The sequence below is a fragment of the Neisseria sp. HMSC064D07 genome, assembly GCF_001837185.1.
GTDB lineage: Bacteria > Pseudomonadota > Gammaproteobacteria > Burkholderiales > Neisseriaceae > Neisseria > Neisseria flavescens_C.
In genome coordinates, this window is sequence record NZ_KV831701.1 from 45,959 (window position 1) to 58,087 (window position 12,129).

Sequence of the window (12,129 nt, forward strand, 5' to 3'; positions counted from 1 at the left end):
CACATCTGCCTAAATTTTAAGCACAACTTTACCGCCAAACAAAATGCACATTATCCCCAAACAAGCGTGTGCAAAGGCTGTGCATAAATCATCTTAATCATTGATATTTCAAAGAAAAACGATATTTGATTAATTTTTAGGCAGTTTATTAAAGGCCGTCTGAAACCTTTTTCAGACAGCCTGAGAGTATAATAACTACCTACCTAATAGTTCCCAAACAATATGATTTATCCATGGCATGAAACACAATGGCAACAGCTCGCCGCCCATTGGCAAAACCGTCCCAACGCCTGGCTGTTTACCGGCAAAGAAAATACCGGCAAAACCAAGTTTGCCCGCTTTGTCGCGCAGGCATTGCTGTGCGAATCGCCCAAGTCCGGCCATGAACCCTGCGGCGAGTGCGCTTCGTGTCATTTGTTCAGCCAAAACACGCATCCCGACTTTTACGAACTCACGCCGGAAATGCCCGAAGGCGAGGCAACGGGGCGCAAACTCCTACAAATCAAAATCGATGCCGTGCGCGATATTGTGGAAAACATTTACCTGACTGCTGTCCGAGGCGGCCTGCGCGTGGTATTGGTACATCCGGCCGAAAGCATGAATACACAGGCGGCAAACGGTTTGTTGAAAGCTCTGGAAGAGCCGCCGCAACACGTCGTTTTCCTGCTCGTTACCCATGCGCGCGACAAACTTCTTCCCACCATCAAAAGCCGTTGCCGCCAGTTGGTGCTGCCCTCGCCTACCCATGAGCAGGCTGCGGCATACCTGCACCAACAGGGCATGGAAAATGCAGAAGCCTTGTTGGCATTCCACAGCGGCGCTCCTTTATTCACGCCGACTCCCGAATTGGACGCATTGCGCGAAGAGTTGCTGACGCTGCTGGCCGCCCCGCGCCTGTTAGCCATACTCGACTACGCCGCCGCGTTCGACAAACAAAAACAACCGCTGGCCGTTTTCATCGACTGGCTGCAAAAGTGGCTGATGGATGTCGGCTTGGCACAACAAAACATGGCGCCGCTTTATTATCCGCACCATGCCCAAGCCCTGCTTCAGACGGCCTCTAAAACCGATTCACGCAAGCTGTTTGCCCTATTGGGCCGTCTGAATGCGCTCAACCCTTACGGATACCATACCTTGAGTGTTAAAATGCAGCTTGAGTATCTGCTTATCGAATATTTGGATTTTTGGCAAAACAAACCCTAACAGGTAATAAATGATGAATAAAAAAGACATTCCGGCGAAGATGTTGGCTTTGCAACTCAAAGACCCCAATCTGTTGTACAACTGCTATATGCCGTTTTTAGAACACGGCGGCCTGTTCGTACCGACCGATGACGTATTCTCACTAGGCGAAGACATCCTCTTGGCCGTCGAAATCGCCGACTATCCCAAACGCTTCCTGCCAACTAAAGTCGTTTGGATCAATCCGGCGCGCACCTCGGCCCATCGCCCCAAAGGCGTAGGCCTTGCATTCTCCGAACACGAAAGCTGCCTGCAGGCAAAAAACCTGATCGAAGCCGAGCTTGGCCCGCGCCTGCGCAGCGACCGCACTACTTTTACCCTGTAATACCATGTATTTAATCGATTCACATTGCCATCTCAACTTTGACGGCTTAAAAGACCGCCTGCCCGAAGTCTTTGCCAATATGGAAGCGCAAAGCGTCAAACAGGCGCTTGCCATCAGCGTCAGCAAACAAAGTTTTGCCGAAGTCTTCGACATTGCTCAGGCAAATGACCACATCTACTGCACCATCGGCATACATCCCGACAGCCAAGAAGCAGAAGAATTTACCATTGCCGAAATGGTAGAGGCCGCCAAACATCCGAAAATCGTCGGTATCGGCGAAACCGGTTTGGACTATTACTGGTGCAAAGGCGATTTGTCATGGCAACATCAACGCTTTGCCGACCATATCCAAGCAGCCAACGAAAGCGGCCTGCCCGTTATCGTCCACACGCGCGATGCAGCCGAAGACACGTTGCGGATTTTGAAAGAATGCCACACTAATTCCGGCGTGATTCATTGCTTCTCTGAAGACGTCGCCTTTGCCAAAGCCACTTTGGATTTAGGGTTATACATCTCCTTCTCCGGCATTGTGACGTTTAAAAACGCACCGCTGATTCAGGAAGCCGCCAAATACGTCCCAGCCGATAGAATCTTGGTAGAAACCGATGCACCCTTCCTCGCGCCGGTTCCCAAACGCGGTAAACAAAACGAGCCTTCCTACGTCCGCTATACGGCTGAGTTCTTAGCCAATCTGCGCGGCGAGAGCTTGGAAACATTGGCACAAAACACCAGCGACAATTTCTATCGCCTGTTTAAGAAAGTACCCGATGGCCGTCTGAACAATGGCTAGGTCTCAAAGTCTCTAAACATTGGCTCTGCCAATCCGTCATCAGGATTCTGCCTCAAACTCAACGGTAAACTCGAAATGGCTTGAGACAGAAACGCAATCGGCTTGCGCTATCTTCCGAACGGCAAACTTTGAAGAATGGGAATATTCCCATCAACACAATAAATAAGTTTAAATTCAAAATATTGCTTTCCTAAGCCCAGCAAAGCTCAAGGCCGTCTGAAAGTATTTTCAGACGGCCTCTTGCTTATTTTACCGATAGGATGTAAAACCTATCCTTCGAAATAAACGGTTCATCGAAACCGTACACCCATCGACACAATATGGACACGAACTCCGAAATGCACACCCACTCTAATTTTTACGCCATGTTGACAGCCGCCTGCCAAAAAAACGGTAAAGGCACGGTCATTTTCAACGACAAAGAAAAAATCAGCTATTCCTCCCTCAAACACGAAGTAGAAACCGTCGCCGCCTATCTGCAACACGAAGGCGTACAATATGGCGACAAGGTCGCCCTTGTCGTTTCCAACTCTCCCGAATTTATTGCCGCCTATTTCGCCATTACTTCCATCGGCGCAGTAGCCGTCCCACTCAACGTCTTTTTGAAAAGCGAAGAATTTTCCTACATCCTCAATGACTGCGACGCACACTTTATGTTCGCCTCCGCGCCGTTGGCCAAAGAACTCAAAAACATCAAAGCCAAAACCAAAGTCCGTAAAATCATCTGGATTGGCGAAACCCAAGCCGCCAGTGGCGAAGACAGCTATTTCGATGCCGCACGCACATTCCCCGGCAAGCCGAATCTGAGCCGTCAGCCGTCTGTCAACGATTTGGCGCACATTATCTACACCTCCGGTACAACCGGCCATCCCAAAGGCGCATTAATCAGTTATAGCAACCTGTTTTCCAACCTTTCGGGCATCGAACAAATTTTCCAAATTTCAAGCAAAGACCGCTTCGTCGTCTTCTTGCCGATGTTCCACAGCTTTACGCTGACTGCCATGGTTTTGCTGCCGATATATCAAGCCTGCTCGATTATTTTGGTCAAATCCGTCTTCCCGTTCTCCAACGTGTTGAAACAGGTTTTGCTCAAACGCGCTACCATTTTCCTCGGCGTACCGGCTATTTACACCGCCATGAGCAAGGCCAAAATTCCTTGGTATTTCAGATGGTTCAACCGCGTCCGCCTGTTTATCAGCGGCGGCGCGCCTTTGGCCGGACAAACCATTGACGACTTCAAAGCCAAATTCCCGCGTGCCAAATTGCTGGAAGGCTACGGCTTGAGCGAATGCTCGCCCGTCGTGGCCGTCAATACGCCCGAACGCCAAAAAACCGCCAGCGTCGGCGTCGCCCTGCCCGGCCTGACCGTGAAAGCCGTCGATGACGAATTGGTCGAAGTGCCGCGCGGCGAAGTGGGCGAACTGATCATCAAAGGCGGCTCGGTCATGCAAGGCTACCTCAATATGCCTGACGCCACAGATGAAACCATCGTCAACGGTTGGCTGAAAACCGGCGACTTTGTCACCATAGACGAAGACGGCTTCATCTTCATCGTCGACCGCAAAAAAGACCTAATTATCTCCAAAGGCCAAAACGTCTATCCGCGCGAAATCGAAGAAGCCATCTACAAACTCGAAGCCGTGGAAGCCGCCGCCGTCATTGGCGTGAAAGACCAATACGCCGATGAAGAAATCATTGCCTTTATCCAACTCAAAGAAGGCATGAAGCTGGAAGAAGCCGAAGTCCGCAGCCACCTGCGCGGCCTGTTGGCAAACTTTAAAATCCCCAAACAAATCATCTTCCAAGACGAGCTGCCGCGCAATGCCACCGGCAAAGTGTTAAAACGCAAACTCAAAGAACAGTTTCAAGACTAAACCGCTGTTTCAGACGGCCTCTTGATTCATGCAGGCCGTCTGAAAACAACCTGTATTCCACAAACCTTTTCAGACGGCCACAACCATGACGACACCTATACTCGAAATCGAAAACCTAAACGGCTCCTTTCCGAGCAAGCAAGTCCTGCACAATATCAACCTGACCTTGCAACCCGGCCGCAAGCTGGCATTGGTTGGTGAGAGCGGCAGCGGCAAAACCGTATTGTCGCAAGGCATTATGCGCCTCAACCCGATGGTTAGCTTTGAAGGCCGTCTGAAATATTGCGGAACCGACCTGCTGACCCAGTCCGAACGCGCCCTGCAAAAGCTGCGCGGCTGCGAAATCGGCATGGTGTTTCAAGAACCCATGACCGCCCTCAACCCCGTGATGCGCGTCGGCGAACAAATCGCCGAAGTCCTGACCCTGCATTTGGGTTTGGATAAAAAACAGGCATGGGCGCGCGCCATCGAACTCCTAGACGAAACCGGCATCCACCAGCCCGAGCAAAAAGCCCAGGCTTATCCGTTCCAACTTTCCGGCGGCCAACGCCAGCGCGCCATGATTGCCATGGCCGTATCCGCCCAACCCAAGCTCCTGATTGCCGACGAACCGACCACTGCTTTGGACGTTGCCGTTCAAGCCCAAATCCTCGACCTGCTCTCACGCCTGCAGGAAGAACACGGCATGACCATGCTCTACATTACGCACGACTTAAACCTCGTGCGCCGTTTTGCCGACGATGTCGCCGTTATGCGTAACGGCCGCATCCTTGAAACCGGCAAAGCAGCCGAAGTCTTCGCCAATCCGCAGCACGAATACACCAAAATGCTGCTCAACGCCGGCACAACGCGCCGAGTGGCCCCCTTGCCTGAAAACCCGGCCACCGTACTTAAGGCCGAGCACGTCGCCTTTTCCGTCAAAGAATCGGACGGTTGGTTTAAAAAACGCGACAAAACCATTCTCAACCCCATTTCTTTCGACCTCAAATCCGGCGAAACCTTAGGCATCATCGGCGAAAGCGGCAGCGGCAAAACCACACTGGCCAAAGCCGTTATGCACCTTATCGATTCCGAAGGCAGCCTGATTGTCAACGGCGAACCATGGAAACACGAATTGAGACGCGAAATCCAAATGGTGTTCCAAGACCCGTTCGGCGCATTCAATCCGCGCATGAACGTCTTCGATACCGTTTCCGAAGCCTTACGCGTGCACGAACCTGAAATGCCGCGCGAAGAAATGCGCCGCCGCGTCGAAGAAGTCCTCAAACAAGTCGGCCTGCCCGAAGACGCACTCGAACGCTATCCGCACGCATTTTCCGGCGGCCAACGCCAACGCCTCGCCATCGCCCGCGCCATCATTGTCCGCCCGAAAATCCTCGTATTGGACGAACCAACCAGTGCGCTCGATGTCCAATGGCAACAACAAATCCTTGAATTACTCAGCGGCCTGCAAAAAGAATACGGCCTCGCCTTCATCATCATCAGCCACGACCTCGCCGTCATCCGCGCCATTTCCCACCGCGTGATGGTGTTGAAAGACGGTCAAGTCGTTGAAGAAGGCGAATGCGAAAGCGTATTTGCCAATCCGGCCAGCGACTACACACGTCATTTGATTGCCCACTCCGGCCACATGGTCCAAGAGGCCGTCTGAATCTTTAAGGATTACGATAGACGCATTTCAAAAAAACTATTACCGAGTGGCGGCACTTGAAATTTTCCCAGTCTGCCACTATCCTGAACAACATATTTATCGATCCCCATTCAAAAGGAAACAAACATGAGCAGCGAATTGATTATCCACGCCAGCGATGCCAGCTTCGAACAAGACGTTTTGAAATCCGACGTACCTGTATTGCTGGACTTCTGGGCACCATGGTGCGGCCCTTGCAAAATGATCGCCCCAATCTTGGACGACATTGCCTCCGAATTCCAAGGCCGTCTGAAAGTCGTTAAAATCAACATCGACGACAATGAAGCCACTCCTGCCAAATTCGGCGTTCGCGGCATCCCTACCCTGATGGTGTTCAAAAACGGCAAAAACGTTGCCACTAAAGTCGGCGCATTGGCTAAAGGTCAACTGACTGCATTCGTTGAAGCCTCTATCGCTTGAGGCTTTAAGCATATAAAAAGGCCGTCTGAAAATTGTTTTCAGACGGCCTTTTTTGTATTCATTAAGCAGCCAATGGTTTCAAAGTCAGGCTGGCATTTTCAGCTTTCACTTTAAACAGCAAATCAATATTCGGATGTTTGCCCGGATTGGCTTCGGCATCGGCAACATGTTCGGCAAACCATGCCAGGCCGCGTTCTGCCGCCGCTGCGTCAAGTTTACCGCCAAACTCTTGCGCCAAAGCATGGTAAAGCTTGAGCGAGCCTTGTTTGCCGGGTGCATTGGGAATGTGATGAACCACATTGCCCTCTTTGTCGAGAATATCTAAGCCGCTCAAATGATCGATGGCAGGCATGGCGGCAAGATTATCTTGGAAGCTCATGATTGTCCTTTCTGATGTGGGTTTTAAAGCAAACCATATAACAAGGCCGTCTGAAAGTTTAGGTTTGACACTTTTCAGACGGCCTTAAACATTTCAATTAACGTGTACCGAAAATCTTATCGCCGGCATCGCCCAAACCGGGAATGATGTAGCCGTGTTCGTTCAAGTGGCTGTCGAGCGCGGCAGTGTAGATGGTTACATCAGGATGCGCGTCATTGACGGCTTTTACGCCTTCCGGAGCGGCAACCAATACCAATGCTTTGATGTTACGGCAACCTTTGGCTTTTAAAAGGTCGATGGTGGCAACCATAGAGCCGCCGGTCGCCAACATTGGGTCAATAATCAGTGCGGGACGTTCGTCCATGCTGTCGACAAATTTTTCAAAATAAGAAACCGGTTTCAAAGTTTCTTCATCGCGCTGCAAGCCGACAACGCTGATTTTGGCAGTCGGAATCAGGTCGAGTACGCCGTCAAGCATACCCAAACCGGCACGCAAAATCGGGACGACGGTCAGCGTTTTGCCTTTGATGCGGTCGCCTTCGATAGAGCCGCACCAGCCGTCAATAATGTATTTTTCAATTTCAAAATCACGGCTGGCCTCATATGCCATCAGACGTGCCAACTCGGTGGTAAGCGTGCGGAATTTGTAAGTGCTGCAATCCGCTTCACGCATCAGCGTGAGTTTGTGGCGGACTAAAGGGTGGTTGATAACGGTAACGTTCATGTTGATTTTCCGAATTGCGTTGATGGAGGTGGATTATACTTTTTTTCGCATGGCGCGCAAAGTGCGTATTCATGCGAAAGGCCGTCTGAATCAGGGTTTCAGACGGCCTTTGTCAACAATTTTACATTACGGAATATTGTGGATAATTAAGCTTTCAGCAATTCTTGCAGTTCGCCGGCTTCGTACATTTCCATCAAAATGTCAGAACCGCCGACAAATTCGCCGTTGACGTACAGTTGAGGAATAGTCGGCCAGTCGCTGTATTCTTTAATGCCTTGGCGTACGGCATCGTTTTCCAATACGTTGACAGTCACATAGTCGGTGCAACCTGCCGCATTCAGGATTTGTACGGCACGGGAAGAGAAGCCGCATTGCGGGAATTGCTTCGTGCCTTTCATGAACAATACGACGCGGTGTGTGGTAACGACTTCTTTGATTTGATCGTGGATAGAGGACATGGTGTGTTCCTTTTTACTAAATCGGTTGTTCGGGAAAAATCAAATTTCCCGCCATTATACGCAAATTGATGGAATTGAGGGGCGTTTCTCAACGTCGAATCTGACCGTTGCCGTTGATATAGAATTTGGTCGAAGTCAGCGCTTCCAAACCCATCGGGCCGCGAGCGTGCATTTTTTGGGTGGAAATCCCGATTTCCGCACCCAATCCGAATACAAAGCCGTCGGTAAACCGAGTGGACGCATTGACATAAACCGCCGCCGCATCAATGCTTTCTTGGAAATACTCGGCATGGGCAATGCTTTGGGTCACAATCGCTTCCGAGTGATGCGTCGTGTGGTCGTTAATCCAATCGACGGCTTCTTCCACCGATTTTACTGTCTTGACCGACATAATATAGTCAAGAAACTCGGTACTGTAATCTTCCTCGGTTGCCAAAACAGCATTTTTAAACATACGCAATGCTTCCTGATCGGCTCTAAATTCGACCGGATGCACTTTGGCAACGGCTTCTTCCAGTTTGGGCAAAAACGCTTCCGCTATCTTTTCGTGGACAACCAAAGACTCCGCGGCATTACACACGCTCGGACGCTGCGTTTTCGCATTGACGACGATATCGACCGCCATCTCCAAATCGGCGCTGTCATCGACATAAATATGGCAATTACCGACTCCGGTTTCAATGACGGGGACTTTCGATTTCTCTTTCACCGTCTGAATTAAGCGTGCACCGCCGCGCGGAATCAGCACATCAATATAATCAACCGCCTGCATCAATTCCTCGGCAGCGGCATGACTGGTATCTTCAACCAGCTGCACCACATCGGCATCCATTCCCGCTTTTACCAAAGTCTGCCTGATGACGGCAATCAATGCGGTATTGGAATGAATGGCGTCGCGACCGCCGCGCAAAATAATGGCATTGCCGGTTTTAAAGGCCAGTGAAAACGCATCGACTGAAACATTCGGGCGGCTTTCAAAAATCATGGCGACCACACCCAAAGGCACGCGTTTTTGAACAATCTTTAAGCCGTCCAAATTGGTATAACCGCGGACAACCTGCCCAATCGGGTCCTGTAAATCGGCAACCTGCCCAACGCCTTCCGCAATGCCTTTGATGCGTTCGTGATTCAAGCGCAGCCTGTCGAGCATAATGTCCGAAATGCCGTTTTCTTTTGCAGCGGCCAAATCGCGGGCATTTTCCGCCAAAATCATCTCTGCCTGTTCAACCAAAGCCGCCGCAACCTGACGCAGCAGATTGTTTTTTTCCACGCTTCCCAAGCTGATTAACGTTTTACTGGCTTTTTGGGCATTCTTGCCCAACTGTTCGATATAGCTCATCAAACCTCCCTATTTCTCTTGTGCAAACCACGTTCCGATAGGCGCACCATCTAAAACCTGAAGAATATCGCGCGGATTGGCGCTGTTCATCAACACCATCTGGCCGTGATGTTCAAACATCATCTGCGCGCTCTTAATCTTACTGAGCATACCGCCCGTACCAAACTTACTGCCCGAGCCGCCGGCAGAAGCAATAATTTCTTCGGTAATATCGGCCACATGGCTGCGCAGCTTGGCATCGGCGTGAACGGCCGGATTTTTATCAAACAAACCGTCGATATCGGACAACATAATCAGTAAATCGGCTTTAACGATTTTCGCCACGACTGCCGACAAACGGTCGTTATCGCCAAACTTGGTCGCATGGTCCATCTCGTCCACGCTGACCGCATCGTTCTCATTGACAATAGGAATGACACCGATGGAAAGCAGGGATTCAAAAGCATTGGTAACGTTTGCCAAACTTTCCGGATATTCGACCACATCACGCGTCAGCAGGATTTGCGACACCGTCATCCGATAATGGGAAAAAATCTGCGAGTAAAGGCTCATCATGGCCACTTGGCCGACACTGGAAACAGCCTGCTGCTGCGCCATTTCCGCCGGACGTTTTTCCATATTGAGGACATTCAGCCCGAAGCCCATAGCGCCGGAAGACACCAGCACAATTTCTTTGCCCTTACTAACTAAGCTGGAAATGACAAAGGCCAGTTGGTCGATTTTTGCCAAATTGATTTTGCCGTTTGGCAACACCAAAGAACTGGTTCCAATCTTAATGACAATGCGTTTTACTGCTTCAAAATCTCGTTTCATTATTCTCCTCTGCTTTCTATTTTTATGATTGCATACGGCATTATTTCAGCCAAACGTATCCACATCATAACTGCGAAGCAATAGAAAATACAGACAAAATTAAAAATGCTTCCTTTAAAAGCCGTATTTTCAGCTCTTATCCGAATCCGTTAACAACAAAACAAAAGGCCGTCTGAAACCCGATTTCAGGTTTCAGACGGCCTTTTACCGATTGTTGAGAACATGGCCTGCAAAGATAAATACAGACTGTTCCCTATAAACGCTTATTGGTGTTCAGAAATAATTTTCAGCATTTGCGCCAATACTTTAGGATTGGCCGCCACAATATCGCCGCTTTCCAACCAGCCTTCATTGCCGGACATATCGGTAACGATACCCCCTGCTTCTTGGACAATCAATGCACCGGCGGCAATGTCCCAAGGTTTGAGGTTGAACTCGAAGAAACCGTCCAAACGGCCGGCCGCAACGGCACACAAATCCAAAGAAGCCGCGCCTTCACGACGGCCACCGGCGGTTTTTGCCAAGAAATCTTTCAAAATCGCCAGATACTTGTCCATCATGCTTTGATCGACAACAGGGAAGCCGGTACCGATCAGGCAGCGGTTCAATTCGATGCGGTTGGAAACGCGGATGCGGCGGTCGTTGAGCAACGCGCCTTTGCCGCGGGATGCCATGTACACGTCGTTGCGCTCAGGTGCGTACACCAAAGCTTCTTGCAATACGCCTTTGTGCAGGAGTGCCATAGAGATAGCGTATTGAGGATGGCCGTGGAGGAAGTTGGTTGTGCCGTCGAGCGGATCGATAATCCATTCGTACTCGGCGGTGGCTTTACCGTGGGAGCCGCCTTCTTCGCAAGTGATTTTGTGATGCGGATAGGCTTCTTTAAGCGCTTCCACCAAAATCATTTCGGAGCTGCGGTCAACATCGGAAACGAAGTCGTTGAATGCTTTGCTGTCTACTTTGACGGCATCCAGATTGCCGGCGGCGCGAATCATCATTTGCCCTGCTTTACGGGCGGCTTTGAAAGCGGTATTTAAAAACGGATTCATGGTTTTCTTTCTAATTCAGGTAAAATACGCCCTAATGCGCCGAACAAGGCACACAAGAGGCTGTTAATCGTTTCCGATGCTGTTAAAGAACATTTCAGACGGCATGGAAAAAGGCCGTCTGAAAACAAAAAGATGGCGCATTATACCTGATTCCCGAACAAACAGAAAATAAAACATGACTTCCGAAAAACCCGCCCTGCCCGCTTATCTGGACAACATCCGCATCATCCTCACGCGCACCAGCCATCCCGCCAATATCGGTTCTGCCGCGCGTGCCATGAAAACAATGGGCCTGCACAAACTGACCATCGTCGCCCCCAATCTGATGGCAACGCCGATGACGGAAAATCCGCCCGTATTCGATCCAGAGCACCCGCAATCATTTGAATTACCGGAAGAAAGTTTCATCCTCGCTTCCGGCGCAGCAGACGTTTTGGAAAATGCCACCATTGCCGCCTCTTTGGACGAAGCCCTTGCCGACACCACCATCGCCTGCGCCCTGACCAGCCGCCGCCGCGAAATTACCGCGCCGTTGCAAACCCCGAGCGATTTGGTGCCCGAATTACTGCAGGCCGCCAACCGAGGCGAGAAAGTGGCGCTGGTCTTTGGCAACGAAACTTTCGGCTTGAGCATCGAAGAAGTACAAGCCTGCAACCGACTGATGACCATCAACGGCAATCCCGACTATTTCTCGCTCAACCTCGCCCAAGCCGTGCAGGTCGTGTGCTACGAAATCTTCAGCCAAACCGATTCGCCCATGACCCATCTTCAACAAGAAGACCACGCCGCAACCCATGAGCAAATCAAAGGCATGGTCGCCCACATGGAAAGCGTGATGAACGACATCGGCTTTTTCAACCGCCGCAACGGAGAGCGCCTGATGCGCCGTATGCAGAGCCTGTTCGGACGCGCCAACACGCAAACCGAAGACATCGATATCCTGCGCGGTTTTTTCAATACCGTCAGCCACCGTATCCATAAAAAAGACTGATTAAGGCCGTCTGAAAACGTTTCTAGCTTTTCAGA

At 50.5% G+C, this 12,129-nt stretch carries 13 protein-coding genes; 7 read left to right on the plus strand and 6 right to left on the minus strand.

What is annotated here, in order from left to right; translation table 11 throughout:
• Nucleotides 1–222 precede the first annotated feature (222 nt).
• The 6 genes from HMPREF2608_RS07300 to trxA all read left to right on the plus strand — a co-directional run bounded on the left by HMPREF2608_RS07300 (nt 223) and on the right by trxA (nt 6,341).
• The gene (locus HMPREF2608_RS07300) at nt 223–1,203 is read left to right on the plus strand and encodes a DNA polymerase III subunit delta' (RefSeq protein WP_070826475.1); all 981 of its coding nucleotides are present in this window, start codon (nt 223–225) and stop codon (nt 1,201–1,203) included.
• A gap of 10 nt (nt 1,204–1,213) precedes the next feature.
• Complete coding sequence (locus tag HMPREF2608_RS07305; RefSeq protein ID WP_003682949.1) at nt 1,214–1,567, plus strand: PilZ domain-containing protein; 354 nt, start codon at nt 1,214–1,216, stop codon at nt 1,565–1,567.
• Between the two features lie 4 nt (nt 1,568–1,571).
• Nucleotides 1,572–2,357: a TatD family hydrolase gene (locus tag HMPREF2608_RS07310; protein ID WP_070826476.1), complete on the plus strand. Its 786-nt coding sequence runs from the start codon at nt 1,572–1,574 to the stop codon at nt 2,355–2,357.
• Nucleotides 2,358–2,677: 320 nt separating this feature from the next.
• Complete coding sequence (locus HMPREF2608_RS07315) at nt 2,678–4,231, plus strand: fatty acid--CoA ligase (RefSeq protein ID WP_070588366.1); 1,554 nt, start codon at nt 2,678–2,680, stop codon at nt 4,229–4,231.
• Between the two features lie 85 nt (nt 4,232–4,316).
• The gene (locus HMPREF2608_RS07320; protein ID WP_049335567.1) at nt 4,317–5,882 is read left to right on the plus strand and encodes an ABC transporter ATP-binding protein; all 1,566 of its coding nucleotides are present in this window, start codon (nt 4,317–4,319) and stop codon (nt 5,880–5,882) included.
• A 126-nt stretch (nt 5,883–6,008) separates the two neighbouring features.
• Nucleotides 6,009–6,341 carry a thioredoxin TrxA gene (trxA, locus tag HMPREF2608_RS07325; protein ID WP_070826477.1) on the plus strand — a complete coding sequence of 111 codons (333 nt, stop codon included), beginning with the start codon at nt 6,009–6,011 and terminating at the stop codon, nt 6,339–6,341.
• A gap of 61 nt (nt 6,342–6,402) precedes the next feature.
• Here trxA and HMPREF2608_RS07330 read toward each other — a convergent pair whose 3' ends face one another.
• The 6 genes from HMPREF2608_RS07330 to HMPREF2608_RS07355 form a co-directional block, all read right to left on the minus strand.
• Nucleotides 6,403–6,720 carry a DUF2322 family protein gene (locus HMPREF2608_RS07330; RefSeq protein WP_049335566.1) on the minus strand — a complete coding sequence of 106 codons (318 nt, stop codon included), beginning with the start codon at nt 6,718–6,720 and terminating at the stop codon, nt 6,403–6,405.
• A gap of 97 nt (nt 6,721–6,817) precedes the next feature.
• Entirely contained in the window at nt 6,818–7,444 is a 627-nt protein-coding gene (gene upp / locus HMPREF2608_RS07335; protein ID WP_004519527.1) for a uracil phosphoribosyltransferase, read from the minus strand.
• 146 nt (nt 7,445–7,590) lie between these two features.
• Nucleotides 7,591–7,902: a Grx4 family monothiol glutaredoxin gene (grxD, locus tag HMPREF2608_RS07340; protein ID WP_003681608.1), complete on the minus strand. Its 312-nt coding sequence runs from the start codon at nt 7,900–7,902 to the stop codon at nt 7,591–7,593.
• Nucleotides 7,903–7,990: 88 nt separating this feature from the next.
• The gene (locus HMPREF2608_RS07345) at nt 7,991–9,241 is read right to left on the minus strand and encodes a glutamate-5-semialdehyde dehydrogenase (protein WP_070826478.1); all 1,251 of its coding nucleotides are present in this window, start codon (nt 9,239–9,241) and stop codon (nt 7,991–7,993) included.
• 9 nt (nt 9,242–9,250) lie between these two features.
• Entirely contained in the window at nt 9,251–10,054 is an 804-nt protein-coding gene (gene proB / locus HMPREF2608_RS07350; RefSeq protein ID WP_003683195.1) for a glutamate 5-kinase, read from the minus strand.
• A 263-nt stretch (nt 10,055–10,317) separates the two neighbouring features.
• Nucleotides 10,318–11,103 carry an inositol monophosphatase family protein gene (locus HMPREF2608_RS07355; RefSeq protein WP_070461469.1) on the minus strand — a complete coding sequence of 262 codons (786 nt, stop codon included), beginning with the start codon at nt 11,101–11,103 and terminating at the stop codon, nt 10,318–10,320.
• Between the two features lie 175 nt (nt 11,104–11,278).
• On the opposite strand from HMPREF2608_RS07355, the gene HMPREF2608_RS07360 reads away from it, so the two are divergent.
• Complete coding sequence (locus HMPREF2608_RS07360) at nt 11,279–12,094, plus strand: RNA methyltransferase (protein WP_070826479.1); 816 nt, start codon at nt 11,279–11,281, stop codon at nt 12,092–12,094.
• Nucleotides 12,095–12,129 lie beyond the last annotated feature (35 nt).